This is a genomic window from Streptosporangium sp. NPDC023615 (genome assembly GCF_040640155.1).
Classification (GTDB): domain Bacteria; phylum Actinomycetota; class Actinomycetes; order Streptosporangiales; family Streptosporangiaceae; genus Streptosporangium.
This window is the reverse complement of record NZ_JBFABE010000009.1, coordinates 110,511-137,172: the sequence shown is the minus strand read 5'-3', so window position 1 is coordinate 137,172 and position 26,662 is coordinate 110,511. Positions and strand designations below refer to the sequence as shown.

The following is a 26,662-nucleotide window of genomic DNA, read 5'->3' as shown; positions in this document are numbered from 1 at the left end:
CGGAGGAGAAATGCGAGACGGCTACTACCTTTCGAGCTACCTGACACCCCCGGGGCTGCACCGGCTGGCGATGGTGTCCTACCGGCACGACAACAACATCTCGCTGTGGCACAGGCGGGGATCGGAGATCCGGCTCCTCGGTCACTGGGAGTTCGAGCGGTTGAGCGGCCTGAAGCACCACCGGACGCCGTTCCTGACCATGGAGGACCTGCGCTCGTTCGTGAACGGCCTGCTCGCCGGCTTCGGACTGTCGCTCGACGACATGACCGAGGTGTGGGGCACTCCGGGCCTGGCCACCACGAACGACTACCACTTCGTCGAGGAGTACCCGGAGCTCTCCTTCCACAGCATCGCGCACCTCTACAGCGCGATGCTGCTGGACGGCGAGACGTTCTTCGAGGGCGACATCCTGGGGCTCGCCGTGGACGGCGGGCCCGACCGCCTGCTCGACCAGCGGTACAAGCGCTACTGGTTCACCGGCGCGGTCAGCCGCCGCGGCGTCGTCGAGACCTTCCCCGTCGCCTCGCCCGGCCTGCTCTACAGCACCGCCAAGGACCGGTTCAAGATGCGCGAGGGCACGCTGATGGCGCTCGCGACGGCCACCAGGGCGGCCGGGCGGTGCGACCGCGAGAGCATCCTCCGCACGTACGACTTCACCGGCCTGGCGGCTCTGGAGGGGGCGCCGCTGGCGTTCGAGGAGATCGCGGCCCAGGTCCGGGAGACGGCGGGCACCGACCCGGACTTCACCGAGGAGGAGAGCTTCGTCAGTGCCGTCATGAAGGAGATCCAGGCGATCTCTGTGATGGCCATGGAGCGCAACATCGAGACCGCGCTGGAGCGCTACGACCTCGACCCGGCCCAGACGCACCTCGCGCTGGCGGGAGGGTACGCGCTGAACTGCCCGACCAACAGCCACCTCATGGCCAAGTACGGCTTCCGCGGCTTACTCGCCCCGCCGTGCGTGGACGACGGCGGGCAGGCGATCGGCATCGGCCTGGCCGCCTTCCACAAGAAGACCGGCGGCGAGCGGTTCACCTTCCGTTTCCCCGGCGCCTATCTCGGGCGCCAGGACGACGACCTCGACGGCGCCCTGGCGGAGTTCGGCGAGTACGTGGCCGACGTCTCCGACCTCGACCACGACCGGGCGGTGCGGGACATCCTCGCCGAGCCCATCGCCTGGTTCCACGGCCGCTCGGAGATCGGGCCCCGGGCACTGGGCAACCGCAGCCTGCTCGGCGACCCGACGTCGCGGGAGGCCAAGGACGCGCTCAACAGGTTCAAGCTGCGTGAGTGGTGGCGGCCGGTCGCGCCCGTGGTGCTGGAGGACCAGCTCGAGGAGTGGTTCGAGGACAGCAGGCCCTCACCGTACATGCTGGAGACCTTCACGATCCGGGAGAAGCGCCGCGGCCAGATCCAGGCGGTCGCGCACCTCGACTACTCCGCCCGGGTGCAGTCGCTCAACGCCGGCCAGAACCCGGCGCTGCACGCCCTGCTGACCGCCTTCCACCGGTACACCGGCGTGCCGATGCTCTGCAACACCTCGCTGAACGACAAGGGCGAGCCGATCATCGACACCATCCGCGAGACGATCAATTTCTGCCTGCGCAGGAGGATCGGCGTCGCGTACCTCAACGGCCGCAGGGTGGCCTTCCACAACTTCGACTCCTACCCGGCGAAGGGGCCCTACCCGCGCATGCGCCTGCCCTTCACCTCGATCCCGGCGAGCCGGGCCGAGGCCGTGCACGCCGAGCTGAACCCCTACCGCCTGCCCGACCTGTACCTGCACGTGCTGTACCTCGACCTCGCCCTGAGCGGGAAGTTCGACCTGCGTACCGAGGAGGGCGCGGCGGAGGCGTTCAAGGCGGTGAACAGCCGCCTGCGCGCCGATCCCTCGCTGTGGCGGGCCGCCGAGCGCAGCATGCGCCGCGCGGAGCACCGGTTCACCACGTTCGGTCCGGACGCGCTGCTCAACCTGGAACTGGGCGCCGTCCGCCAGATCACCGGCGCGTGAGCGATCCGGTGACCCGGCGGTGTCAGTGACGGACGAGGGAGGGACGTAGCTCGGCCAGCGCGGCGGCCACCTCGGCCGGGGCGGGCCGGCCGAGCATCTCCTCCCGCAGCTCTCCGGCGGCCCGGCGGGGCCCGGGGGCCTCCAGCAGCCTTTCCACCTCCTCCCGCACCGCCGCCGGCGTCAGCTCGGCCAGGCTGAGCACCGACGCCGCGTCACCGGCCGCGACCCGCCCGGTGTGGCCGGCGTGGTCCGGCAACTGCGGCACCAGCAACATGGGCAGGCCGTGGGCGAGCGCGGTGAGGATGCCGCCGGCGCCACCGTGCCCGACGAAGGCGTCGCAGTCGCGCAGCACGTCCCTCAGCGGGGTGTCGACCACGACGCGCACGTTCTCCGGCAGCTCGGCGAGCAGGTCGCGCTGCGCGGCGGAGACGGCGAGGACCACGTCCGTGCCCGTGCCCGCGAGGGCGGCGGCGATCCGGCCGGCGATGAAGCGGGAGGGGTCCACCTTGGCGATGGTGTGGCCCCAGCTCACGCACACGCGAGGGCGGCCGCGCGGGCCGGGCGGTCGCCAGGGAGAGGTCTCCGGGCCGTTGTAGGGGACGTGACGCATCGGCAGCGTCCGCTGGGCACCGGGTAGCTGCACGCTCGCCGGCACCGGGTCCACGGTCACCGCGCCGAAGGGGTCCACCGGCCCGGCGCCGAACCGGTCCGCCAGGGGCGCCAGCGCGTCCGGCAGCACGCCGCGGGCCCGCTGCAGCAGGTCGAAGCCGTAGAGCTGGCGCACGGCCGGGACCCCGGTGACCGCGGCGGCGATCGGGCCGGCCAGGGTCACCTGGTCGTACACCACGAGATCGGCCCGCCAGTCCGTGATCAGGCGGATCAGGCCGGCGGTCATGGACTCCGCGTGCGCCGTCAGCATCCGCAGGACCCGCGGCCCCCTCCCGTCCCGCCTGGGCGCGGGCCCGGCGGCACCGGGCAGGGGCAGCAGGTACTCCCGCACCATGCCGGCCGTGTCGACGTCCGTCCCCACGACCGCCGCCGGGAGGTCGGCTCGCAGGACGTCGCGGGTCAGGGCGGGCTCGCTGGCGAAGAGCACCTCGTGCCCGGCGGCCCGGCAGGCCCGGGCCAGGGGGACCAGCGCGTACAGGTGCGAGGGCCAGGCCCAGGTCGTGAACACCACCCGCATGGGGCATCTCCTCCTTGACGGTTCGCGGGCGCGCCCGCGGCCGTTCGCCGGGGCGCCTTCCCGCATCGACGATGGCACCGCGTCCTGGAGAGCCGCTGGAGCGCGGCACCGTCGCGCGTCGAGCGGGCGCGGTCATGGTGGCGGGGTGAGCGAACCACGTATCGCCCTGATCACCGGGGCCAACCGGGGGCTGGGTCGTGCGACCGCCGCCGAGCTGCACCGCCGGGGTCTCCGTGTCATCGTGACCGCGAGGGACGCGGACGCCGCCGCGGAGGCGGCCGCGCGGATCGGCCCGGACGTCCGCTCCCATCCGCTCGACGTCACCGACGACGAGGGCGTCCGGCGGGCGGCGGCCCGGCTGGGGCCCGTGGACGTGCTCGTGTGCAACGCGGGCGTGCTGCTCGACACCGGCGACGACCCGTTGTCGGTGCCGCTGGAACGAGTGGAGCGCACGCTGGCGGTCAACCTCCTGGGCGGGTGGCGGGTGGCCCAGGCGTTCGTGCCGGCCATGGTCTCCCGGGGCTGGGGACGGGTGGTCTTCGTCTCCAGCGGCACCGGGTCGTTCAGCGTCGGGCTGTGGACGGGGGCGCCTTCCTACTCGGTGTCGAAGACCGCCGTCAACGGGCTGACCACCATGCTGGCCACCTGCACCAGGGGGACCGGCGTCCTGGTCAACGCCGTCAACCCCGGACAGACGAGGACCAGGATGGTGCCCACGGCCGGCCGGACCCCGGAGGAGGCCGCCGTCGGCGTCGCCGACGCGGCCACCCTCCCCGACGACGGGCCGACGGGCGTGTTCCTCCGCGGTGACCAGCAGATCGGCTGGTGACGGTTGGAGCTGACCTCGAGCATCCCTCCACTGCCCGCGACGACCATCGAGGCAGCCTTTCGAACTCATTCGCAGGAGGCGAGAACGTGCACAGGACCCTGATCGTCGCCAAGCTGAGGAGCGCCGGCAACACGCGGCCGATCGCCGAGACGTTCGGCGAGTCGGACGCCTCGGAGCTGCCCCGCATGGTGGGTGTGAACCGGCGGACCCTCTTCCACTTCCACGACCTCTACTTCCATCTCGTCGAGGCGGACGAGGACATCTCCCCCAACCTGTACAAGGCGCGCAGCCACCCGCTCTACGAGGACGTCAACGCGCGGCTGGCCGAACTGGTCGCGCCGTACGACCCGAACTGGAAGGAGCCGAAGGACGCGATGGCCACCCCGTTCTACGTGTGGACCTCTGACGAGGGGAGGGTCCGGTGACCACCGAGACGACCGGCGCGAGCGCGGCCGGGACCGGCAGGCCCGCCGTGATGAAGGCCTCGGACGTGGCGCCCAATCGCCGCCGTGGCGGGGACATCCGGGTCACGCTCAGCCCGAGGACGGTGAGCTGCACCTCCGGGTTCGGCGGCGTGCTGTACCTCGGGAGCGGCGAGTTCGTCGCCGAGCACTACCACCCGTACTCGGAGGAGTTCCTGCACGTGATCGCCGGCGAGCTGGAGATGAGCCTGGACGGGGAGCCGGTCCCGCTCTCACCGGGCGACTCCCTGCTGGTGCCGATCAACGTGCGTCACCGCCTCGTGAACGTCGGGAAGGACACGGCGCACGTGGTCTTCCACCTCTCGCCCCTGGCTCCTCGTCCCGAGCTCGGGCACGTCGACACCGAGCGGCTGCCGGCGCCCCAGGAGCCCGGCCCGCAGGTCGGGGGGCCGAGTTGAGCCGGGAGGCGGTGGTCACCGGTATCGGTGCGGTCGTGCCCGGCGGCATCGGGCGGGAGGCGTTCTGGCGCCTGCTCACCGAGGGGCGCACCGCCACCCGGCGGATCTCGCTGTTCGACCCGACCGGGTTCCGCTCGCAGATCGCGGCCGAGGTGGACTTCGATCCCAGGGCCGCGGGGCTGTCGGCGCAGCAGATCCGGCGCATGGACCGGGCCGCCCAGTTCGCCATGGTCAGCACCAGGGAGGCGGTCGCCGACAGCGGCCTGGACCTGGGGGGCCTCGAGCCGGACCGGATCGGCGTCTCGATCGGCAGCGCCGTGGGCTGCACGATGGGCCTGGAGGAGGAGTACACGGTACTGACCGACGAGGGCCGCCGCTGGCTGGCGGACCACACCTACGGGGTGCCGCACCTGTACGGATACATGGTGCCCAGCACGCTGGCCGTCGAGGTGGCGTGGGAGGCGGGCGCGGAGGGCCCGACGGCGCTGATCTCGACCGGTTGCACGTCGGGGCTCGACGCGGTCGGCCACGGGGCCGTGCTCATCCAGGAGAACGCGGCGGACGTCGTGATCGCGGGGGCGACGGACGCGCCCCTGTCCCCCATCACCTCCGCGTGCTTCGACGCCATCCGGGCCACCTCGCCGAACAACGACGACCCCGAGCACGCCTCGCGGCCGTTCGACGCGACCCGGGACGGCTTCGTGCTCGGCGAAGGCGCCGCCGTGATGGTGCTGGAGGAGGCCGGGGCCGCGCGGCGCCGCGGCGCGCGGGTGTACGCCCGCGTCGCCGGCTTCGCCAGCCGCAGCAACGCCTTCCACATGACCGGTCTCAAGCCCGACGGGCGCGAGATGGCCGAAGCGATCCGGGTGGCGATGAACGAGGCCAGGATCGACCCGGCGGACGTCGACTACGTCAACGCGCATGGCTCGGGCACCCGGCAGAACGACCGGCACGAGACGGCGGCGTTCAAGCGCAGCCTGGGCCGGCGCGCCTACGAGGTCCCGGTGAGCTCGATCAAGTCGATGGTCGGTCACTCACTCGGCGCGATCGGTTCCATCGAGGTCGCGGCGTGCGCGCTGGCACTGGAACGGCAGGTCGTGCCGCCGACGGCCAATCTGCGGCACCGTGATCCGGAATGTGATCTCGACTATGTGCCGATCACGGCCCGCGACCATGAAATGGACGTCGTGCTCAGTGTCGGCAGCGGTTTCGGCGGGTTCCAGAGTGCCATGGTGCTCACCCGTCCCGCATAGCGATTGTCCGCACCGGCTCCGCACCCGGGAACCCGGCACCCCTGATTGGCCGGGAAACGAATCCGTCAATACCGCCGAGGGTAAGACTCGTAAAACCAGGGGTGCCCCTATCCGCTTCGCGGCGGGGCCTTCTCCCGCAGGTGCGGAGTCTTCGCAGGTCACAATGAAAAGTATAGGAGAATCAGGCGAGTTGATCAAATATTGGACCACGGGCCAGGCCGTGGAGCCCTAGGGGAGAGTTCAGGGTTTTCTCCGATGTTCGTTTCCGAAATCGAGTAATACGGTTATCGAGAACCGCCATACCCTGCGGCCCAGTGATCTTCGAGTGATTTTCGAGCTCTCATAACACGCATCTGCTAACTTCCTTAAGAGAGATCGTTCATTGCGTGGCCGAAGGCGACGCCGGGGTGAGTTGCGATGGCGCCATAGGCCACATTCCCGGGCAAGTGAATGCATGGGGAACGACGTCAGGACAGCCTGCGCGGGCGTGACCCAATGGATGCAGGGGGCGGTGCGTGTGGTGGAGATCAATCTTCTCGGACCGATGGAGGTACTCAGTCACGGTTCCATCTTGACGCCGTCGGCCCCCAAGCTGCGCACCGTGCTCAGCTTGCTGGCCGTGCAGACGGGCGTCATCGTCCGAACCGACAAGATCATTGAGGAGCTTTGGGAGGACAACCCGCCGACGAGCGTCACCACGACGCTCCAGACCTACATCTACCAGTTGAGAAAGCTGCTGCGGCTGGGGGCGCCACCGGATACGGACAGAGCCGGCGACACTCCGGCCGACGCCGTATTGCGTACGTCCCCCTACGGGTACGCGCTGTTCCTCGACCCCGGCATGCTCGACACCACGCGCTTCGAGCGGCTGTCCGACCAGGGCAGGCGGGAGCTGGAGGCGGGCGACGTGAACGCCGCCGCCGAGACCCTCTCCCGTGCCCTGCGGCTCTGGCGCGGGCCCGCGCTGGTCGACGTCAGCCACGGGCCGGTGCTGCGGGCGGAGGCCCTGCGGTTCGAGGAGATCAACAGGAACACGCTCGAACGCCGCATCGAGGCGGACCTGTACCTGGGGCGACATCATGGGCTGCTCGGCGAGCTCACGCGATTGGCTGCCGAGCAGCTCACGCATGAAGGGTTCCAGGCCAAACTGATGCTGGCACTGCACCGCGCGGGCCGGCGCTCCGAGGCACTCCAGATCTACCAGCGCACCCGCAGCGTTCTGGCCAGAGAACTGGGCCTCGATCCGTCCGGCGAACTGGAGCAACTGCACCGCGCCGTGCTGGCGGCCGACGAGAGCCTCGCCCTGCCGCGGCCCCGGTCACCGGTCCGGCTGAGCCACACCCGGCCGCCACGTCAGCTCCCCCCTCAGCGAACCGCGCTCGTGGGCCGGCAGTCGCAGGTCCGCGCCGCGCTCGCGGCCATGTCCGCCCGGCAGGTCCACGCACCGCCGGTGGTCGTCATCACCGGTCCGCCCGGCGCGGGCAAGTCCGCGCTGTGCGCCGACGTCGGCCATCGGATCAACACCCCCTACCCCGACGGCCAGCTCTTCGTGCGCCTGCTGGACGCCCAGGGCCGCCCGGCCGACCCCCACAACATCCTCGCCGAGTTCCTGCGCGCCCTGGACGTGCCCGAGGACCGCATCCCGGCCACGCTGAGCGAGCGCTCCCGGCTCTTCCGCACCTGGACCGCGGACCGGCACATCCTGGTGATCCTCGACGACCTGGTCCAGATCGACCAGCTCCTCCCGCTGGTGCCCGCCAGCCCGGACTGCGCCGTCCTGGTCACCGCCCGCAGGCAGCTCTCCGCCCCCGTGGTCACGGCGGCCGTCGAGGTGGGCCCGCTGGACGTCGACGAGGGGCTGCGGCTGCTGACCAACGTGCTCGGCAAGCAGCGCATCGCCCGGGAGGAGGCGGCCGCCCGCGAGCTCGTCCACCTGTGCGACGGCCTCCCCGCCGCGCTGCAGGCGGCCGCCGCGCTGCTCCAGCTCAGGCTGCACTGGCCGCTCAGCAAGCTGGTCAGGGGGAACGGCGCGATGGACGTGCACAACATCCCCAACCATCACGAACTGTTCCTCTATCCCAGCGTGGAGCTGAGCTACCGGCTCGCCCCGCCCAACGTGCAGCGCGCCTTCCGCAAACTCGTCCGGCTGGACGTCTCCGCGTTCACGCCGCGCCTGGCCGCGCGCCTGCTGCAGATCTCCGAGTTCCACACGGAGTCGCTGCTGGACGAGCTCGTGGAGTTCAGGCTCATGGTGGCCAAGCCCGGGGGGGAAGCGGACCTGCTTCAGTACCGCTTCCTGCCCAGCGTACGGGCGGCCGGCCGGCGACTGCTCGCCGGCGCCGGTGACGTCGTCCACGGATCGCCCTACCAGGCGGTCCGCGCCGGAGTCACACCGGTATCGTCCTGATCCGGTGCGTGCTGGTCGGCTTCCGCCGGGTTCACGTCTTACGAGGTGCCGCAGAGACCGTGCCGCGGCCGCCGTGCGGTACCCCGTCAGGAGAGATCCCCTGAGCCAGCAGCGACGTGGTGTGCGTGCCCTCGCGGAAGGCGGGGTCGGCCAGCACTGCCCGGAGCAGCCCTTTGGTCGTGCGGATGCCGCGGCCCTCGATGCGGAACTCCGCCAGCGCCCGTTCCATCCTGGCGATCGCCTGGTCGCGGTCCGGCGCCCAGGCGATCACCTTGGCCAGCAGCGAGTCGTAGTCGGGCGGCACCAGGTAGCCCGAGTAGGCATGGGTGTCCACGCGCAGGAACGGGCCGCCCGGCGGCACGAACTCCGTCAGCTCGCCCGCGCTCGGCGCGAAGTCGCGAGCCGGGTCCTCGGCGTTGATCCGGCATTCGACGGCCACGCCGCGCGGGCGGATCTCCTCCTGGGTGAAGGACAGCGGCCGGCCGGCGGCGACGCAGAGCTGCTCGCGCACGATGTCGATGCCCGTCACCGCTTCCGTCACCGGGTGCTCCACCTGAATGCGCGAGTTCACCTCGATGAACGCGAACTCCTCGCCGACCACCAGGAACTCGAACGTCCCCGCGCCGGTGAGACCCACCGCCTTCGCACCGGCGACCGCCGCCTCGGCGAGCCGGTCGGCGAGCGCCGGCGACACACCGGGGGCGGGCGTCTCCTCGATCAGCTTCTGGTGCCGCCGCTGCACCGAGCAGTCCCGGTTGCCGAGCGCCACGACCGTGCCGTGCTCGTCGGCGAGCACCTGGACCTCGACGTGCTTGGCCCGCTCCATCAACCGTTCGAGGTAGACCCTGCCGTCGCCGAACACCGCCCGGGCGGCCGCGCTGGTGGCGCGGAACGTGGCCGCCAGGTCCTCCGTCCGGGCCACCACCGCCATGCCGCGCCCGCCACCGCCCGCCACCGCCTTGATGATCAGCGGGAAGCCGATCCGCTGCCCGGCGTCGAGCACGTCGGCCGCGGTGCTCACCGGCTCCGGCGTGCCGGGCAGCACCGGAAGGCCGGCGGCCGCCATCATGCTCCTGGCCAGCGCCTTGTCCCCGAGCTTGGCCATGACCTCGGGCCGGGCACCGACGAAGACGAGGCCGTTGCCCGCGCAGATCTCCGCGAAGTCGGGGTCCTCGGACAGGAACCCGTACCCGGGGTGCACGGCCTGCGCGCCGGTGCGCAGCGCGGCCTCGATGATCGCCGGCGGGTAGAGGTAGCTGCGTTTCGCCGGACCGGGACCGATCTGCGTCGCGACGTCCGCGACCCGCACGGCGGCCGAGTCGCGGTCCACCGACGAATGGACCACGACGGTCCGGATGCCCATCTCACGGCAGGTCCGTACGATCCGCAGCGCGATCTCGCCGCGGTTGGCGACCAGCACGGTGTCGAACGGCGGCGACGGCCGATGCGTGTTCCCGGTCATTCGCCGACTTCCTGGTCGATCACGATCAGAGGCTGGTCGTACTCGACACCCTCGGCGTCGTCGACGAGGATCTGCGCCACCCGGCCACCGACGTCCACGACGACCGGGTTCATCAGCTTCATCGCCTCGACGATGGCCACCTGCTGGTCCGGCTCGACGATGTCGCCGACCTCCACGAACGGCTTCGTGCCCGGCTCGGGCTGCCGGTAGAAGGTGCCCACCAGCTCGGCCCGCACCACGTGACCCGTCGTCTCCGGGGTCGTCTCCTCGGCGGGCGGCGGCATCGTGGACGATTCCGCGGGCGGCGGCCATTCGACCTCGATGCTCGCGCCGCCCAGCCGTACGCGTACCCTGCTCGGCGGCCGCGGCGCCGCCTGGACGGCGTCGGACAGTCCTCGGCAGAGGATCGCCACCGCGTCCCGCGCGCCCAGTTCGGCCAGCGCCCCGTCCCACACGCTCGACCGCTGCGCGTCCGTCATATGGTCACCCTCTTCCTGTAGGTGCCGAACCAGCGAAGCCGCCGCCGCCGGGTCTCCCGCAGCGCGGCGCCGTCCTGCTCGCGCAACTCCCTGAGCGCGCACACCACCGCGTCGTGCACCAGCCTGCTCGCCGCGGCCGGGGCCTGGTGGGCACCGCCCGCCGGCTCCGGCACCACCCCGTCCACGATGCCGTTCGAGAGCAGCGTCGACGCGTCGACGCCGAGCGCGGCGGCCGCCGCGGGAGCGGCCTCCCCGTTGCGCCAGAGGATCGCCGCGCAGCCCTCCGGGCTGATCACCGAGAAGATCGCGTTCTCGCACAGCAGCAGGCGGTCGGCCACCGCGAGGGCCAGCGCCCCGCCGCTGCCCCCCTCCCCCGTGATCACGCTGACCACGGGGACGTCGAGGGAGCCCATCACCCGCAGGCAATCGGCGATCGCGTGCGCCTGGCCGTGCCGCTCGGCCTCCAGTCCGGGATGGGCTCCGGGGGTGTCGATGAGCGTGACCACAGGCACCCGTAGCTTCCCGGCCAGCCGCATCAGGCGCACCGCCTTGCGGTAGCCCGCGGGCGACGGCATGCCGAAGTCGCGCCGCACCAGTTCCTGGGTGGTGTGGCCCTTCTGGTGGCCGATCAGCATCACCGGCAGGCCGTCCAGGTCGGCCAGTCCGCCCACCATGGCGGGGCAGTCGGCGCCGGCCCGGTCGCCGCGCAGCTCGACGAACTCCCCGTCCCAGGCGGCGACGTGGTCGAGCGTGGTCGGCCGGCCCGGCTCGCGGGCCAGCCCGACCACCTGCGCCACCGGCCGCTCGGGCAGCAGCTCCGGGTAGCGGATCACCGGATCGGTCACCGCCGGGTTCCAGCCCGGGTCGGGCGGCGCCCCCAGGGTGAGCAGCGACTGCAGGGCCTGCGGCAGTTCCCCGCGTGGCACGACTCCGTCGAGCAAGCCGTGCTCGAGCAGGAACTCGGCGGTCTGGAAGCCCTCCGGCAGCCGCTGCCGGATGGTCTGCTCGATCACCCGCGGCCCCGCGAACCCCATCCTGGCGCCGGGTTCGGCGAGGATCACGTCCGAGAGCGTCGCGTAGGACGCGGCCACCCCGCCGTAGGTGGGGTCGGTCACCAGAGTGACCGTCAGCAGGCCCGCCTCGTCGAGGGCCGTCATCGCGTTGCTCGTCCTGGCCATCTGCAGGAGGGCGAAGACGCCCTCCTGCATGCGCGCGCCGCCCGACGCCGTGACGATCAGCAGCGGCAGCCGGTGCTTCAGCGCCTCCTCGGCCGCGGTCACGATCGCCTCGCCCTCGGCGACGCCCATGCTCCCGCCGAGGAAGCGGAAGTCCATGACGGCCACCACCACGCCGCGGCCGCGCACGGCGCCGCTCACCACCCGGACCGCGCAGTCCATCTCGGTACGCGAGCGGGCCGTGTCCAGCCGGTCGGTGTACGGGAGGAGATCCTCGAAGCCGAGCGGGTCGCGCACCGACAGGGCGGGCTCGACCGGCGTACCGGTGCCCGGGTCGAGCAGCCGCCCCAGCCGCTGCTCCGCGGTCAGTTGCGCGTGGCGGCCGCAGTCGGGGCACACCATGGACAGGCGATCGAAACGCTTGCGGTAGACGAGCATCCCGCAGCCTGCGCAGGACAGCCAGTCCGACAGATCCATCGTGGTCTTCATGATCCCAATCGGAACGGGTTTCACGAGTCGGTCTCCCGGCTAGTACGACGCTGTTATCTGATAGACGGCGAACGGCCGGCGCATCGTGCCGTCCCGGAAGGGACGCAGCGGCGCCGTCTGCCGCTTGTGGTCCGGCCCCTGCTCCCACTGCTCGAAGTCCGCCAGGCTGCGCCAGGTGCTCACCACCACGAAGTCGCCGCGATCGGTGACCGACTGCAGCAACTCGTTGGACAGCAGGCCGGGCACCCCGGCCAGCCGGGTGCTCGCCTCGTGATAGGCCGTCTCGATGCCGGCGACGTCGGTCGTGGCGTGGTAGAGAAGCACCCGCACGCCGTGGTCCGTCATCGCGCCGCCTCCCACGCCTCGTGCGTGGCCGCCTCCGCGGGCACGGAGCCGGTCGCCCCTCGCACGTGCGCGACGATGTGCATCGTGATCATGGACCCGCCCGAGCGGTAGGGGTGGAGCTTCTCGCGGTGCTCCAGGTGCCGTTCGCTGGTCTCGAACTCGCGGAAGCGCGGCTCGTCCAACCAGTCGCTCATGATGTGGTAGATCCCCTTCTCCTCGCCGTCGCGGGCGAGCCACTGGCCGAGGTTGGCCGGATGGGTGGTGACGGAGTCGCCGACCTCCAGCCACACCCGCTCGAACTCGCGCTCCATACCCGGCTTGATCCGCAGGCGGAGCACGACGCGGAACGAGGCCTCGCCCATCAGATCCCCCCGTCCACCGACACGACGGAGCCGGTGACGTACCGGGACAGGTCGCCGGCCAGCCACAACACGGCACCCGCGACCTCCGCCGGGGTGCCCAGACGGCCCAGGCAGGTCTTGCCGGAGTACCGCTCGATCATCTGCGCGCGCTGCTCCTCCGGCATCTTGTCGAACGCCTCGGTGTGGATCACGCCGAGGGCCAGCACGTTGAACCGGATGCCCTGCGGGCCCAGTTCCCTCGCCAGGGTCCGGAACAGGCCGTGAAGTGCGGCCTTGGTGGCGGTGTAGTGGGCCCTCAGAGGGATGCCGACCTCGATCGACTTCGAGCTGACGCCGATGACCGAGGAGCCCTCGGCCAGCAGGGGAAGCGCGTGCTGGATCGTCAGGTGCACGGCGGTGAGGTTGGTGTCGATGACGCGCTGCCACTCGGCGAGGTCGAGCTTCGCGTAGGGGACGTGGCTGATCGCGGCGGCGTTGTTCACCACCAGGTCCAGCCGGCCGTCGAACCGCTCGCCGCACTGCTCGAGCAGGGTGGCGATCTGCGCGGGATCGGTGAGGTCGGCGCGCAGGACCGCGTGGCGGCCACCGATCCGCTTCAGTTCGTGCTCGAGGGAGACGGCGTTCTCGCCCTCCTGCCGGTAACAGGTGATCACATCCACGCCCGCCTCCGCGAGCGCGAGCACGATGCCGCGGCCTATCCCGCGGGTACCTCCGGTGACGAGAGCCCGCTTACCGCTCAGACCTAGATCCATGATGTTCCTTCCCTTCACTTCTTGAGTACGAGCGCGGCGGTGAACCCGCCGTGCCCGTGAGCCAGTACGAGCGCGGTCCGCAGCACCCCGTCGCGGGGCTGGCCGAGGACGAGGTCGATGTCGCATCCCGGCGCGAGCCGGGAGGAGCCGGCGGTGGCCGGGATGATGCCGTCGCGCAGCGCCAGGAGCGACGTCGCCACGTCGAGGGCGGCACCGCCGCCGTAGAGCCGGCCGGTCAGCGTCTTGGGCGCGGTGACCGGGACACCCCGCGGGCCGAACACCGTGGTGATGGCCCGCGCCTCGGCGAGGTCGCCGTCCGGCGTGCCGCAGGCGTCCGCGAACACGACGTCCACCTCGGACGGCGCCGTTCCCGCGTCGGCCAGCGCGCGTTCGATCGTGCGGCGCATGGCCGGCGGCCGGTCGGAGCCCGGTGGCGGGTCGAAGCCCGCCGCGTAGCCGGCGATCGCGCCGTAGACGGTGCCGGCGCCGCGTCGCCTGGCGCTCTCGGCGTTCTCCACGATCAGCATGGCGCCGCCCTCGCCGGGCACGTAGCCGCAGGCCGCCTCGTCGAACGGCAGGTACGCGCGCTCCGGGTCGTCGACGGTGGACAGGCCGCCGCTGGAGAGCTGCGCGACCAGGCCGTAGGGACACAGCGAGGCGTCGGTGCCGCCGGTCACCACGATGCGGGCCCCCCGCCGGATCAGCCGGCGTGCCTGCCCGAGCGCGTCCAGGCCGCCGGCCTGCTCGCAGCACAGCACCCCGCAGGGACCGCGCATGCCGTGCCGGATCGCCACCTGACCGGTGGTGGCCGCGTAGAACCAGGCGATCGACTGGTAGGCGCCCACCCAGGAGGGGCCCTTGCGGTAGAGCCGCTCCATCTCGCGCTGGCCGAACTCGGTGCCGCCCGACGAACTGGCGGTCACCACCGCCATCTCGTACTCGGGCAACTCGGAGGGGACCACGCCGGCGTCGGCCAGCGCCGCCTCGGCCGCCACCAGGCCCATGTGCGTCCAGTGGTCGGTCTGCGGGATCAGCCGGCTGGGGAGTCGCTCCCCCGCGACGAAGCCGGGCACCTGCCCTGCCAGCCGCACCGGGTAGCCGGTCGCGTCGAACCGTGTGATCCTGCCGATCCCCGACTTGCCGGCCAGCGTGGCCTGCCAGTGCGTCTCGGTCCCGATCCCGGTCGGCGCGACGACCCCGATACCGGTCACCACCGGGCTGTCCGCCGTGTCGGCCGTGTTCATCGGCTGCCCTCCGTGACGGTGTCGCCCGCGACCCGCGGGGCGGAAGTGTGAAGACCGGCCGTCAGCCCGTCGGCGAGGGGGCGGCGGCCGAGCGCGAAGGCGAGCCCGCAGACCATCGCCACGCCGCCGAGGCCGAGGTAGTACAACGGCTCGGGGATCGACTCGGCGAGCCGGACCACGCCGCTGCCCAGCCCGCCGCCGAGCCCGGCGAACAGCCACATCAGGCCGAGCGTGCGTCCCATGAAGCCCGACGGGAGCACATCGGCGATCGCCGAGATGATCACCGCGGCGACGATGACCTCGCCGCAGGCGTGGGTGAGGTAGACGACGGCCAGCCAGAGCGGCGACACCTTCTCGCCCGACGAGGCGAGCACCGTCGTCAGCGACATGACCAGGAAGCCCGTGCCGACGAGGACGAGTCCGATGGCGAGCTTCACCGGGACGTGGTTCCGGCCGCCGAGCGCCGGCAACGCGACGGCGATCAGCGGCGCGAGCAGCAGGATGAACAGTGGCGTCGCCGCCTGCAGCCAGCTCGCCGGGATCTCCATGCCGAGCACCTGGCGATCCACGTGGTCCCGGGCGAAGAGGTTCAGCAGCGACGCGGCGTGCGCGACGATCATCCAGAAGAGCGTGGACCCCAGGAAGACGGCGAGGAAGGCGCGCAGCCGACGCCGGTCGTGCGCGCCGAGGGCCGGGTTGCGGTAGATCGCGATGTAGCACACGATCGGCGCGATCACGCTGAGCACGCCCACCAGTCCGATCGCCAGGGACACGCTGAGCAGGCCGGTCAGCCCGAGCGCGAGCAGCGCCGCCACGACCACGGCACCCGCCAGCCCGACCCGCCGCGCGACGGTGACGCGCTCCTCGGCGGTCAGCGACCGCACCGGCCGGTGCCCCACGTCGCCGAACTGCCCGGCGCTCAGCCGGAGCTGGATCGCGGTGGCCAGCATGACCAGCGCGGCCACCAGGAACGCGAGACTCCAGCTGACGCGCTCTCCCAGGTAGCCGACCAGCAGCGGGGCCGCCAGCGCGGAGACCTGCGTCGCGACGTACATGAGCGAGATCCCCGCCTCCCGGCCGCGGCTCCCGTCGAACATCAGGTTGATCATGGCCTGGTGGTTCGGCTTGTAGATGGCGCCGCCGACGGCCACGAGCGGCAGGCCGACCGCGGCGGCCCAGCCCGCGGGCACGGCCAGGCACAGGTAGCCGGTCATGCCGACCACGGCGCCGACGAGCAGCGCCCGCCGGTTGCCCAGCAACCGGTCGCCGATCCAGCCACCGGCGATCGACAGCATGAACATGAAGCCGATCCAGACGCCGAACAACGTCGCGGCGTCGGTGGCCGGCAGGCCCAGGCCGCCCTGCGAGGCGGGGGCGGACGCGTACAGCACCAGGATCGCCTGCAGGCCGTAGAAGCCGAAACGCTCAAGCGCGTCGCTGGTGAACAAGGTCAGGTACCAGCGAGGCATCGCGCGCAACCTGATGGTTGTGTCGGCGCTCCTCATCGCGCCCCGCCGCCCACGGGAACGCCGCCCGCCCGCGCGCCGGCGGGCGCCGATACTCTCAGCTCGTACATGCAGGCCCTTCCTTCAGCTTGACCCGAGCAACACCCCCTTGCCTACGGCAGGCGACTCGAATCTGCCTTGCGTTGCGGGCAGCGAGCCGTTCAGCGGCTGGTACGGAGGCATGCGGCGGGCGGGGCGGGCCGGCGCACGGCCGGGCGCACGACCGGGCGCACGACGCCGGGACCGTCCTGTGCGGGTGACTTCCACGTCGCCCCCGGCGGCGGCCTCCGGCAGGACCGGCCTCCCGCCGATGCCGGAACCCGGGGGCGTAAAATCAGTTGATCCGTGCTTGTCGCCGCTCGGTATCCTGGAAATACACACCCCGTGAGAAGGAAGTCACCGCCATGCCCGGTCCGCTCCAGGTCAGCGGCTCGGTCTCGGTCCCCGAGGCCGAGCTCGGCTGGCGGTTCTCCCGCTCCTCCGGGCCCGGTGGGCAGGGGGTCAACACCACCGACAGCCGGGTCGAGCTCAGCTTCGACCTGGCCGCCACCGAGGCGCTCGGCCCCGTCCTCAAGGCCCGCGCCCTCGAACGTCTCGGCCCGCGCCTGGTGAACGGTGTGATCACCATCGCGGCCTCGGAGTTCCGCTCCCAGCTCCGCAACCGCGAGGCCGCCGAGATGCGGCTGGCCCAGACGCTGCGTGAGGCGATCGCCCCGCCGCCCAAGAAGCGCCGCCCGACCAAACCGAGCAGGGGCGCGGTCGAACGGCGGATCGCCGCCAAGAAGCGGCGCTCCGACCTCAAGCGCCTGCGCGGCGACCAGCACTGACCTCCCGCACCGCCCCGCGGGGCGCGGCACGGCGACGTGACACAATGGCCTCATGCCCGTCGTACCCAGCGTCCGCGCCGTTCTCCTCGACGCCGACGACCGGCTGGTGCTGTTCCGGCGCACGGTCCCCGGCAAGGAGCTCTACTGGTCGATCCCGGGCGGCCACGTCGAGCCCGAGGACACCTCGCTGGAGGACACCCTGCACCGCGAGGTCATGGAGGAACTCGGCGCCGTGGTCTCCGCCGTCACCCCGCTGACCACCCTGGAGTGCGTCCGCGACGAGGGCGTCAAGACCCAGCACGTGTACGGCTGCCGGCTGGTCTCCATGGACCCGGCCCTGCGCTGCGGCCCGGAGTTCGACGACCCCGCGCGCGGCCACTACGAGGTGATACGCCTCCCCCTCGACCCGGCCGCCCTCTCGGCCCTCAACCTGGTCCCCCGGGAGCTCGGCGCCTACCTCGCCGGCACCGTGACCCGCCTGCCCGCCCTGATCTCCTGACCTCCCGCGCCCGGAGGCCCCGGGGGACGGGATCCTCTCCCGGGATCAGCGCCGTTCGCGGACGTAGAGGCTGAACCACGAGTACCCGAAGTCCTCGGTGGACTCCAGGGTGAAGTCGCGGTTGTCCATGAGGGCCAGGTAGCGCCTCTCGTCCCCCACGAGGACCCTGTCCTTGAACTTCCTGCCGCCGCTGACCAGCCAGACGCGCTCGACCCCCTCCAGGGCGGCCGTGAGCTGCGCGGCGGTCCTCGGCTCGCGCCGGCCGGGAGGGAAGGTGAGATCACGCAGGCCCCGGTAGGCGTCCCCGTAGACGGCGACGAACAGACGCCTCTTCTCGGCCATGTAGAGCACGGCGTCACCCGGGCGCTGCCTGGCCAGCAGCGTGGCGGCCATGGTGCGCAGGTCGTCGGGCCGCCCGTCAGGCTCGCGGATCGTCAGGTGCGCCGGGACGGTCAGCGCCGCGACCAGGACCAGCCCGATCCAGCCGGCCGCCCGGGGGCGTACGGCGTTCAGGCCCGCCCCGGCGAGCAGCGCCATGGCGGGGACGGCGAAGAGCACGTACCTCGGGTGGAAGACGGGGTGGACCACGGAGATCGCCATGGACACGAACGGCAGCAGCGCCCAGGGCAGCGCGACCGCCGCCAGCGGCCCGCCGGAGAGCGTCCCGAGGACCACGAGGGCGGCGAGGAGCAGCGCCACCCAGCCGGTGCCCGCCACCTCCTCGCCGAACCAGACGACGTCGGCGAGCGTCGACGGCTTCAGCCACGACAGTTGGGCCTCGCGCTGACCCGCCGCCAGGAGCGCGAGCGGGGCGATCCCGGCCGCGGCCAGGGCCAGCGCCCCGGCGAACCGCGCGACCCCGGGCGACGGCGACGGCGACGGCGACGGCGACGGCGACGGCGACGGCGACGGCGGACGGTATCGGTACACGAGCACCGTCACCGCGTGCGCGACGACCAGGAGCAGCGCGTAGACGTGGAACCAGCCGAGCAGCACCAGGCAGGCCCCGTAGGCCGCGTACCGCCGGCGGCCCGATCGCCGCGTCGCCTCGACCAGCAGCCAGGTGGCCAGGACGGCCACCGCCGTCACGATCGCGTAGCTGCGCGCCTCCTGGGCGTACCGGCTCACGATCGGCAGCACGGCGTAGAGCGATCCGGCCAGGAGGCCCGCCCCGGGGCCGGCGAGCCTCCTCCCCAGGACCACGACGCCGTACGCGGCGGCGGCCGTGGCGACGGCCGAGGGCAGGCGCATGGCCAGCTCACCGGTCGAGACCGCGGCGAACGGCCGGAGCAGGAGGTAGTGGAGCGCGTGCACCCGATCGATGCTCCCGAGCAGGTGCCACAGATCGTCGAGGGGCATCGCGGCGGCCAGGGCGCTGACCGACTCGTCGCGCCAGAACGAGGGCGTGGTGATGCCCCAGAGCCCGATCAGCATCGCCGCCACCGCCGGGATCGCCTCCGGCAGACGGGACCGCTCACGGGACCGGGTCCCGTCCTTTTCCACGAGGACCGTCACATCGCGCTATTTCACACCATGAACGCCACCGGCGCGACCGGCGCGACGGCCCGGCGGGACCCGCCTCAGTCGATCAGCTCGATCAGGTCGGCCACCGAGTCGACCACCCGGGACGGGCGGAACGGGTAGCGATCGACCTGGTCCTTGCTGACGACCCCGCTGAGCACCAGGATCGTGTGCAGCCCCGCCTCCATGCCCGAGACGATGTCGGTGTCCATCCGGTCGCCGATCATCGCGGTGGTCTCGCTGTGGCCGTCGATGGCCCGCAGCGCGCTGCGCATCATCATCGGGTTGGGCTTGCCCACGAAGTAGGGCTCCACCCCGGTCGCCTTGGTGATCATCGCGGCGACCGCGCCGCAGGCGGGCAGCGAGCCCTCGGTGGACGGCCCGACCGGGTCGGGGTTGGTCGCGATGAAGCGGGCACCCCCCTCGATCAACCTGATCGCCCGGGTGATCTGGGTGAAGCTGTAGGTGCGGGTCTCGCCGAGGACCACGTAGTCGGGGGCGATGTCGGTCAGGACGTACCCGATCTCGTGCAGGGCCGTGGTCAGGCCCGCCTCCCCCACCACGTACGCCGAGCCCCCGGGACGCTGTCCGTCCAGGAACCTGGCCGTGGCCAGCGCGGAGGTCCAGATCGACTCCGGCGGCACCTCCAGTCCGGCGGCGCGCAACCGGACGGCCAGGTCGCGCGGGGTGTAGATCGAGTTGTTGGTCAGGACCAGGAACCGCCTGCCGGACTCGCGCAGGCGGCGGATGAACTCGTCTGCGCCCGGCACCGGATGTCCTTCGTGGACGAGGACACCGTCCATGTCCGACAACCAGCACTCGATCGGCCTGCGCTCGTCCACCGTTCTCCCCTGCTCCCTGTCGACGGGTACAGGACCAAGGATGACAGGGCCGGGACGGACACCCGTCGGCAGGCCCGCCCGCGACCTCCCGGGCCCCTCGGAACCCCAGGGAGCACCGGGCGGTCACCGCACGGTCCGCCAGGTCTGCTCCTCGACCAGTTCCCTGCTGCGCCAGCCGTACGTCGTGCGGACCAGCCTGTGGTGGTACCAGCCACCGCCGCGCACGAACCCGGGGGTGTCGGCGGCGACCGTCTCCCTGGTCGGCGCGAGCGTGTCGGTGAAGGAGGCGACGACCTCCGCCTCGTCGCCGTCGAACCTGACGCTCGTCGCCCCGATCAGGTGCTGGCGTCCCGGCCAGGCCGGCAGCACCTCCGCCAGCCACCGCCGCACCTCGTCCCTGCCTCCCCTGATGCCCCCGGCCGAGGTGTAGTCGATCACCGCGTCCGGGGTGAAGACGAGGTCGAGCCGTTCCCAGTCCCCGGTGTCCACCACGTGGGCGTACCGCGCGAGCAGTTCGCCGATCTCCAGCCGGTCCGCGATCTCCTGTTCCCTCATGCCCTTATCGAACCAAACGCTTGCTCAGGGCGCGAGGGCCTCCAGGGCCTCCTCCGCCCGCCGCATCGACGCGGCGGGGTCGGCGGCGGGCGACCCGATCTCCGGATCGAAGTTCAGGTCGTGGAAGACGTCGGTGACACCCCTGGCCCCGAGCGCGGCGACGTCGGCCCGGATCTCCTCGAACGAGCCGGTCAGCGCCTCGCGCCCCGCCGCTCCGGCGGCACGGACACGCGTCACGCCCCGGGTGACGAACCGCAGCGCCTCCGGATCGCGTCCGGCGGCACGGGCCGCCTCCTTTACGATGTAGATTTTTTCGTTGATGCCGCCGAGGTCCTCGCGGCTCGAACTGATCCAGCCCTCCGCCAGCCGGCCCGCGCGCCGCAGCGCCACGTCCGCCGACCCGCCCAGCAGGATCGGCGGGACGAGCGGCGGCTTGGGATCCTGGTGCACCGGTGGCAGGTCGTAGAACTCGCCCCGGTGCTCCACGGTCTCCTCGGTCCACAACCGGCGCAGCAGCGGGACGAACTCCTCACCGCGCCGCCCGCGCCGCTCGAACGACGCCCCCGAGGCGGCGAACTCCTCGGGCAGCCAGCCCAGCCCGAGCCCGGCGTCCAGCCGCCCGCCCGAGACCGCCTGCAGGCTCGCCAGCTGCTTGGCCAGCAGCGCGGGCGAGGCGAACGGGATGTTCAGCACCGCCACCCCGAGCCGGACCCGTTCGGTCAGCCCGGCCAGGTAGGCCAGCGTGACCACCGGGTCGTGCACGCTGCGGTAGACCGGCCCCATCGCGTGGCCGCGCGGGTAGAGCAGGCGCTGGAACGTCCACACCTCGTGGTAGCCGAGCTCCTCGGCCCTGCGCGCCACCCGCGCCATGTTGCCCGGCGTCGCCCAGGAACCCGACACCGGCACCGCGAAACCGATCCTCATGGGGGCACCCTATTCGGCCGGGTGGCGAGACCGCCGATCGGTGGTTCACTTGCCCGATGGAGAGCGAGGACCTGATCGACCGCCTGCGCCGCATCGGCACCCGGTACGGCGGCGTCCCCGGAACGGTGATGCCGACCAGACCGGACGTGATCATCGTGCGGGCCGGTCCCGTCGTCGTCAAGGCGCACGCGCCCGGCGCGGAACGGGAACCGCTGGTGGAGCGGATGCGGGCCGTCACCCACCCCGCGTTGCGCGGCATCGTGCTGCGGCCGGTGACCGAGGAGGTCATGACCGCCGGGGACCGTCTGGTCACCGTCTGGCCGGCCGGGACACCGGTGGACCACGACGCCCCGGACGCGGCGCCCTGGGAGGCGGCGGCCCGGCTGCTGGCCCGGCTGCACGCCGTACCGGCGCGGACGCTCCTCCCGCTGCGGGCCGCGGGCGGTCCCGCGCGGGTGGCCACGACCGTCGCCCGCCTCGGGGAACGCACCGCCGCGGAGCTGGTCGTGCGCCGGGCCTTCACCTGCCTGCCCCCCGAGGGCACCGGCTCCCGCGCTCCGGGCGAGCCCGGCGCTCCCGGCGCTCCCGGCGGCCCCGGCGGTCCGCGCGCCGGCCTGACGCACGGCGACTGGCACATGGGCCAGCTCGTCCGCGCCCCGGACGAGTGGATCCTCATCGACATCGACGACCTGGGCGTCGGCGACCAGGCCTGGGACCTGTCCAGGCCCGCCGCCTGGTTCGCGGCCGGTCTGCTGGAGCCCGAGGTCTGGCACCGCTTCCTGGCGGCCTACCGCGCCGCGGGCGGGACGGCCGTTCCCGCGGACGGCGACCCGTGGGAACGGCTGGAGATCCCCGCGCAGGCGATGACCGTGCAGCTCGCGGCGGCCGCGGTGGCCACCGCGGAGCGGCAGGGACGCGCGCTGGACGAGGTGGAGGAGATCCTCGTCGAGACGTGCCTGAGGATTGTCCGGCACCGAAGCGCCTTCCACGGCGTGCCCACGCAGTAGGTTGTGCTTACGTCGGTAACCACGTCCGAACAAGGAGAACGACCAGATGCAGTGCCCCAAGTGTCGGGGTGCCATGCGCACCTACGAGCGCAACGGCGTTCACATCGACCAGTGTGAGAGCTGTCGCGGAATCTTCCTGGACTACGGCGAGCTCGAGTCACTGACCCGCATGGAGAGCCAGTGGTCGCAGCAGGCCCACGCCGCTCCCCCGCCCCCGCCCCCGCCGCCCGCGCACGGGGCCCCCGCCTACGGAGCCCCCGGTTACGGGGCTCCCGCGTGGGGCGCGCCGCACCACGGCGGCCACTACGGTCACCACCGCCAGCGCAGCTGGGTGGGAATGCTCTTCTCGACCTGATCCGGGTCCGGGGGGCATGACAGCGGACATGACGTGAGAACGCGGACCGCGATCCCGTGACGGGGTCGCGGTCCGCGCGTGTGTCTCCATGTCCCGTGTCCGCGCCGGCCGTTCGCCCGCCGCCGGACGCGGGTCTCGCGTACCGGCCCGCGCGCGGGACACCACGCGCCGACGACACGCGCGCACCGGTGCGAACCGCGCGGGCGGGGCGAGGCGGGTCAGCTGGGGAAGTCCCCCGGATTGATCTTCTTGGGCTTCACGTTCCCCCCGATGACGCTGTGCAGCGTGATCGTCCAGACGGACCAGCGGATGTGGGTCGCGGTCCTGGTGGTGGTGAACCGCACGCTCTTGCCGAACTGCTCGAAGTCGCACTTCCGGGTGAAGGTGCGGGCCTTGGAGTCCCAGTCCTCGCCGAAGGTGTAGTAGATCTTGTAGTTGCCGTCCCGCACGCCCTGGATCTTGAACTTCGCCTTCTTGCGGACGTAGACGCTGACGACCTTCCTGCCGCCGCGCACCATGACGACCACGGCGTCGCGCGGGCTGCCGTTGCGCAACTCGAGGGAACCGCGGCCCGACCGGCTCTCCGAGGCGATGAAGCTGCCGTTGGACAGCCGCCGGTCGCGCTCCTTGGCCGCCTTGACCGAGATGACGCTCGCCGGGTAGCCGCTCAGCGCGTCGGCGGCCCGCTCCACCGCGCTCAGCACCCCCTCGTCGCCCATGTTGGTCAGCACGGCCGGGCCGGTGCACAGTTGCTGGGACGCGGCGTCCTGGCGGGCGCCGCCGAAGGCCGCCGACAGGTTGCGCAGGGCCTCGACGTAGCCGTCGTGCTGGACCTTCACCTCGGCGGGCGGCGACAGCGCGGCCAGCCGGACCACCGCGCCGTCCACCGCGGTGGTGGTCTGCTGGAGCTGCCTGCCGAGCGTCTTCAGCCCGCCCGTCCCGGCGAGCCGCTTCACCGCGTCGCGGATCGGGTCGCGCGCCTCCTCCAACTTCGCCCGGTACTCGTCGGCCGTTAGGGCCACGGCGCCGGGCGAGACGCCGGGATCCGCCGAGGAGGTGGGGTTACCGGCGTCCTCGCCCACGCCCACCACGCCGCCCGCGGTGGGCGGGCCGACCACGGGGTCACCGGGAGCGGAGGTGCAGGCGGTCAGGGCCACCAGGGTGACCACGGCACAGGAGAGAATACGGGGGGCAGTCACCGCACAACTATTGCCGTATCCGTCACGGTGCGTCAAACGGCACCGGATCGCGCGCCCTGGCCGGACCCCTCGCTCCCGCGGATCACCAGAAGCGACCGCGGGCGCTTGGTGAACTCCACCTCCCCGGTGACGGTGAACGTCTCCCCGTCGCGGCTCAGCGGCAGCCGCCCCGACGGCGCCGAGAGGCGCAGCGTGTCGGCCTGCCACTGCTGGTAGTGGTGCGACAGCTTCACCCTTCCGGCCAGCAGGCTGAGGAACACCCGCACCCGGGGCAGCCGGTCGGCGGCGGCGAGCACGCGGATGTCCAGCAGGCCGTCCTCCAGGCGATGTCTCCTGGAGGGGGCGCCACCGCGCGGTTCGTGCAGGCAGTTGCCCACGAACACCGTCCAGACGCGGCGGGGCACGCCGTCCACGATCACGTCGACGGGGCGCGCGCCTCCCGGGCCGAGGAGCTCGGCCATGGCCCAGAGCAGGGCGGGCCACTTGCCGATCCGGCCCTGCCGGTGTTCCCTGCGCTCCACCAGGGCGGGGTAGACGCCCACGCTGGCGTTGTTGACGAACGTCCGGCCCGCCACCTCCCCGACGTCGACGGCGACGAGGTCACCGGTGTGGTAGGCGTCCACGGCCTCCTGCACGGTCTCCACCCCGAGCGCGCGGGTGAAGCGGGCGGGACCGCCGGCGGGGACGACCAGCAGCGGGGTGGCGCCGCCCGCCGTCTCCTGCGCGGCGAGGTCGACCATGGAGTCGTTCCCGGCCACGGCGAGTACCTTGGCCCGCGAGGCGGCCTCCCGCAGGACGGCGCCGAGATCGGCGCCCCGCGCCACCTCGACGACCTCGGCCCGGGGCAGGGCGTCGCGCAGTCGCTGCGCGACGCCCGTGTCGGCGGAGCCGTCGACCACGGCGATCGCCCCCTCGCCCTCGGGGTCGAGCCGCGCCGAGGGCGCGGTGAGCGCGGCGCGGGCCTGCCCGGCCTCGCCGGCGTCGGGCCAGATCCGGCGGGTGATCAGCCCCGCCGCCACCCCGATCCCGGCTCCCACGAGCACGTCCCCGGGGTAGTGCACGCCGGTGTAGACACGCGAGAAGCACACCCCGGCCGCCAGCAGCGCGACCGGCACCGCGACCGCCCGCGGGGCCTCCATCGCCACGGCGGCGGCGAAGGCCGCGGCCGAGGCGGAGTGACCCGAGGGGAACGACGCCGAGACCGGCATCTTGATCAACGTGGCCGGGAGTCCCTCCGCCGACGGCCGGTTGCGGCCGAAGGCCTGCTTGCCGACCAGGTTGACCAGCGGGCTGGCCAGGCTGACCGCGAGCAGTCCCCTGGTCGCGGCACGGCGCAGCGGCCGGCGCCCGCTGACGGCCAGCGCGCCGGCCAGCCCGGCCCACAGCAGCGAGTTGTCGGCCGCGCGGGACAGCGCGGGCACGATCCGATCGAGACCGGGGCCCCTCGTACCCGCCACCATGGCGAACACCCGCCGGTCCAGCCTGCTCAGACGCGAGCTCAACCGCATGCGCCGCACCCCCTGCGTTGAAGATCGATGGCGAGTCGGCAGCCGTCGGCCTCTCCCGGCTACCCGATACCCGATGCGCGTCACGTTTGCACGGTCCCCCGGCCCCGGCCCTCGGCCCCGGCCCTGTTCCCCGGCCCCGTTCCCCGAGCTCGCCCGGGATCCCCGGAAAGGGTGCCCGGGACGCCGCCGTCAGTCGTCCATCACCCCGTCCGCGCCCGCCGTGGCGCTCATCGGCTCGTGCCCCCGAGCGGCGAGCTCGGCCTCGACGGCGTCACAGACGGTCTCCACCACCGTGACGCGGGCCAGGCGCTTGTCGTCGCCGGGCACCACGTGCCACGGCGCCCCCCGGTGGTCGGTGCGGGCGAGCATCTCCTCCACGGCGGCCTCGTACTGCGGGCGCTTCTCGCGGTTGCGCCAGTCCTCGTCGGTGAGCTTCCAGGCCCGCAGCGGGTCGTCGGCCCGGTCCTGGAAGCGGCGCAGCTGCTCCTCCTCGGAGACGTGCATCCAGAACTTGACCATGATCATGCCCTCGGCGGCCAGGGTCCGCTCGAACTCCACGATCTCCTCGTACGCGCGCGACCACTGCCGCTCGGTGGCGAAGCCCTCGACCCGCTCCACCAGCACCCGCCCGTACCAGGAGCGGTCGAGCACGGCCATCCCGCCCCAGCCGGGCAGGACGGGCCAGAAACGCCACAGGAAGTGGTGGCGTTTCTCGTCGTAGGTCGGCGCGGCGAACTGCGCCACGCGGACGTGGCGCGGGTCCAGCGGGCGCACCAGGCGCTTGATGGCGCCTCCCTTGCCGGAGGCGTCCCAGCCCTCGAAGACCACGCACAGCGGCGGGCCGATGCGTTTCTCGCCGACCTGGCCGCCGAGCGTGAGCCGCAGGCGGAGCAGGCGTTCGAGGGCGGTGTCGAGGCGTTCGGACGCCTCCTTCTTGGAGAGCTTCTGCGAAAGGTCGACCTCAGACAGGCGGTTCATACCGACAAGCCTCGCATGTCCCGCCCGGCGGATGGTGCCGGAACCGGCCGGAGCGCCCGCGCTCGGCG

The 26,662-nt window shown here is 72.5% G+C and carries 26 protein-coding genes; 10 read left to right on the top strand and 16 right to left on the bottom strand.

All coding sequences use genetic code 11. From position 1 onward, the window contains the following. Positions 1-10: 10 nt before the first annotated feature. Positions 11-2,011, top strand: coding sequence for a carbamoyltransferase C-terminal domain-containing protein (locus AB0G16_RS10175; protein ID WP_362801649.1), 2,001 nt, complete (start codon positions 11-13; stop codon positions 2,009-2,011). Positions 2,012-2,033: 22 nt separating this feature from the next. On the opposite strand, the gene AB0G16_RS10170 is transcribed toward AB0G16_RS10175, so the two are convergent. Next, entirely contained in the window at positions 2,034-3,197 is a 1,164-nt protein-coding gene (locus AB0G16_RS10170; protein ID WP_362801646.1) for a nucleotide disphospho-sugar-binding domain-containing protein, read from the bottom strand. A 145-nt stretch (positions 3,198-3,342) separates the two neighbouring features. Here AB0G16_RS10170 and AB0G16_RS10165 point away from each other — a divergent pair, with 145 nt between their 5' ends. The 5 genes from AB0G16_RS10165 (at position 3,343) to AB0G16_RS10145 (ending at position 8,566) form a co-directional block, all read left to right on the top strand. Continuing rightward, positions 3,343-4,026: an SDR family NAD(P)-dependent oxidoreductase gene (locus tag AB0G16_RS10165; protein ID WP_362801643.1), complete on the top strand. Its 684-nt coding sequence runs from the start codon at positions 3,343-3,345 to the stop codon at positions 4,024-4,026. Positions 4,027-4,112: 86 nt separating this feature from the next. Next, entirely contained in the window at positions 4,113-4,451 is a 339-nt protein-coding gene (locus AB0G16_RS10160) for a TcmI family type II polyketide cyclase (protein WP_362801640.1), read from the top strand. After that, positions 4,448-4,906 (top strand): cupin domain-containing protein, encoded by a 459-nt coding sequence (locus AB0G16_RS10155; protein ID WP_362801637.1) that lies wholly within the window; start codon positions 4,448-4,450, stop codon positions 4,904-4,906. Before AB0G16_RS10160 ends, AB0G16_RS10155 begins: the two co-directional genes overlap by 4 nt. Then, a complete protein-coding gene (locus AB0G16_RS10150; protein WP_362801634.1) occupies positions 4,903-6,159 on the top strand; it encodes a beta-ketoacyl-[acyl-carrier-protein] synthase family protein in 1,257 nt (418 codons plus the stop codon). The genes AB0G16_RS10155 and AB0G16_RS10150 overlap by 4 nt, the downstream gene beginning before the upstream one ends. Before the next feature lie 544 nt (positions 6,160-6,703). Beyond that, complete coding sequence (locus AB0G16_RS10145) at positions 6,704-8,566, top strand: BTAD domain-containing putative transcriptional regulator (RefSeq protein ID WP_362801631.1); 1,863 nt, start codon at positions 6,704-6,706, stop codon at positions 8,564-8,566. Positions 8,567-8,597: 31 nt separating this feature from the next. Here the strand turns inward: AB0G16_RS10145 and AB0G16_RS10140 are convergent, their stop codons facing one another. Genes AB0G16_RS10140 through AB0G16_RS10105 form a run of 8 tightly spaced genes read right to left on the bottom strand, consistent with a single transcriptional unit; the run spans position 8,598 to position 16,343 of the window. Further along, positions 8,598-10,028 (bottom strand): biotin carboxylase N-terminal domain-containing protein, encoded by a 1,431-nt coding sequence (locus AB0G16_RS10140; protein WP_362801629.1) that lies wholly within the window; start codon positions 10,026-10,028, stop codon positions 8,598-8,600. Continuing rightward, the gene (locus AB0G16_RS10135) at positions 10,025-10,507 is read right to left on the bottom strand and encodes a biotin/lipoyl-containing protein (RefSeq protein WP_362801626.1); all 483 of its coding nucleotides are present in this window, start codon (positions 10,505-10,507) and stop codon (positions 10,025-10,027) included. Before AB0G16_RS10135 ends, AB0G16_RS10140 begins: the two co-directional genes overlap by 4 nt. Continuing rightward, on the bottom strand, positions 10,504-12,171 hold the full coding sequence (locus AB0G16_RS10130) for an acetyl-CoA carboxylase carboxyltransferase subunit alpha/beta (RefSeq protein WP_362801623.1): 1,668 nt from the start codon (positions 12,169-12,171) through the stop codon (positions 10,504-10,506). The genes AB0G16_RS10135 and AB0G16_RS10130 overlap by 4 nt, the downstream gene beginning before the upstream one ends. Positions 12,172-12,210: 39 nt before the next feature. Then, a complete protein-coding gene (locus tag AB0G16_RS10125) occupies positions 12,211-12,516 on the bottom strand; it encodes an antibiotic biosynthesis monooxygenase family protein (RefSeq protein WP_362801620.1) in 306 nt (101 codons plus the stop codon). Continuing rightward, a complete protein-coding gene (locus AB0G16_RS10120) occupies positions 12,513-12,878 on the bottom strand; it encodes an antibiotic biosynthesis monooxygenase family protein (RefSeq protein WP_362801618.1) in 366 nt (121 codons plus the stop codon). Before AB0G16_RS10120 ends, AB0G16_RS10125 begins: the two co-directional genes overlap by 4 nt. After that, positions 12,878-13,630, bottom strand: coding sequence for an SDR family NAD(P)-dependent oxidoreductase (locus AB0G16_RS10115; RefSeq protein WP_362801615.1), 753 nt, complete (start codon positions 13,628-13,630; stop codon positions 12,878-12,880). The genes AB0G16_RS10120 and AB0G16_RS10115 overlap by 1 nt, the downstream gene beginning before the upstream one ends. Before the next feature lie 14 nt (positions 13,631-13,644). Further along, the gene (locus tag AB0G16_RS10110; protein ID WP_362801612.1) at positions 13,645-14,874 is read right to left on the bottom strand and encodes a ketosynthase chain-length factor; all 1,230 of its coding nucleotides are present in this window, start codon (positions 14,872-14,874) and stop codon (positions 13,645-13,647) included. Continuing rightward, positions 14,871-16,343 carry an oligopeptide:H+ symporter gene (locus tag AB0G16_RS10105; RefSeq protein WP_362801609.1) on the bottom strand — a complete coding sequence of 491 codons (1,473 nt, stop codon included), beginning with the start codon at positions 16,341-16,343 and terminating at the stop codon, positions 14,871-14,873. Before AB0G16_RS10105 ends, AB0G16_RS10110 begins: the two co-directional genes overlap by 4 nt. A gap of 440 nt (positions 16,344-16,783) precedes the next feature. Between AB0G16_RS10105 and arfB the strand changes: the two genes are divergently transcribed. Together arfB and AB0G16_RS10095 are read left to right on the top strand one after the other, a co-directional pair. Further along, positions 16,784-17,206 carry an alternative ribosome rescue aminoacyl-tRNA hydrolase ArfB gene (gene arfB / locus AB0G16_RS10100; protein WP_362801607.1) on the top strand — a complete coding sequence of 141 codons (423 nt, stop codon included), beginning with the start codon at positions 16,784-16,786 and terminating at the stop codon, positions 17,204-17,206. A 52-nt stretch (positions 17,207-17,258) separates the two neighbouring features. Then, on the top strand, positions 17,259-17,705 hold the full coding sequence (locus tag AB0G16_RS10095; protein ID WP_362801605.1) for an NUDIX hydrolase: 447 nt from the start codon (positions 17,259-17,261) through the stop codon (positions 17,703-17,705). A 45-nt stretch (positions 17,706-17,750) separates the two neighbouring features. Here the strand turns inward: AB0G16_RS10095 and AB0G16_RS10090 are convergent, their stop codons facing one another. The 4 genes from AB0G16_RS10090 to AB0G16_RS10075 all read right to left on the bottom strand — a co-directional run bounded on the left by AB0G16_RS10090 (position 17,751) and on the right by AB0G16_RS10075 (position 21,547). After that, positions 17,751-19,208, bottom strand: a complete 1,458-nt coding sequence (locus AB0G16_RS10090; RefSeq protein ID WP_362801602.1) for a glycosyltransferase family 39 protein — start codon at positions 19,206-19,208, stop codon at positions 17,751-17,753. 77 nt (positions 19,209-19,285) lie between these two features. Continuing rightward, positions 19,286-20,068: an HAD-IIA family hydrolase gene (locus AB0G16_RS10085; RefSeq protein WP_362801600.1), complete on the bottom strand. Its 783-nt coding sequence runs from the start codon at positions 20,066-20,068 to the stop codon at positions 19,286-19,288. Positions 20,069-20,191: 123 nt separating this feature from the next. Further along, positions 20,192-20,623: a nuclear transport factor 2 family protein gene (locus tag AB0G16_RS10080; RefSeq protein WP_362801597.1), complete on the bottom strand. Its 432-nt coding sequence runs from the start codon at positions 20,621-20,623 to the stop codon at positions 20,192-20,194. 24 nt (positions 20,624-20,647) lie between these two features. Next, entirely contained in the window at positions 20,648-21,547 is a 900-nt protein-coding gene (locus tag AB0G16_RS10075) for a TIGR03619 family F420-dependent LLM class oxidoreductase (RefSeq protein WP_362801594.1), read from the bottom strand. 56 nt (positions 21,548-21,603) lie between these two features. On the opposite strand from AB0G16_RS10075, the gene AB0G16_RS10070 reads away from it, so the two are divergent. Together AB0G16_RS10070 and AB0G16_RS10065 are read left to right on the top strand one after the other, a co-directional pair. Further along, on the top strand, positions 21,604-22,554 hold the full coding sequence (locus AB0G16_RS10070; RefSeq protein ID WP_362801591.1) for a phosphotransferase: 951 nt from the start codon (positions 21,604-21,606) through the stop codon (positions 22,552-22,554). Between the two features lie 46 nt (positions 22,555-22,600). Next, positions 22,601-22,909, top strand: coding sequence for a zf-TFIIB domain-containing protein (locus tag AB0G16_RS10065; RefSeq protein ID WP_362801588.1), 309 nt, complete (start codon positions 22,601-22,603; stop codon positions 22,907-22,909). A gap of 218 nt (positions 22,910-23,127) precedes the next feature. Here AB0G16_RS10065 and AB0G16_RS10060 read toward each other — a convergent pair whose 3' ends face one another. From AB0G16_RS10060 to AB0G16_RS10050, 3 genes are all read right to left on the bottom strand, one after another. Beyond that, a complete protein-coding gene (locus tag AB0G16_RS10060) occupies positions 23,128-24,108 on the bottom strand; it encodes a hypothetical protein (RefSeq protein WP_362801585.1) in 981 nt (326 codons plus the stop codon). Between the two features lie 32 nt (positions 24,109-24,140). Further along, positions 24,141-25,616 carry a phosphatase PAP2 family protein gene (locus tag AB0G16_RS10055; RefSeq protein WP_362801582.1) on the bottom strand — a complete coding sequence of 492 codons (1,476 nt, stop codon included), beginning with the start codon at positions 25,614-25,616 and terminating at the stop codon, positions 24,141-24,143. A 189-nt stretch (positions 25,617-25,805) separates the two neighbouring features. Continuing rightward, positions 25,806-26,594, bottom strand: coding sequence for a UDP-galactose-lipid carrier transferase (locus AB0G16_RS10050; protein WP_362801579.1), 789 nt, complete (start codon positions 26,592-26,594; stop codon positions 25,806-25,808). Between the last annotated feature and the right edge of the window lie 68 nt (positions 26,595-26,662).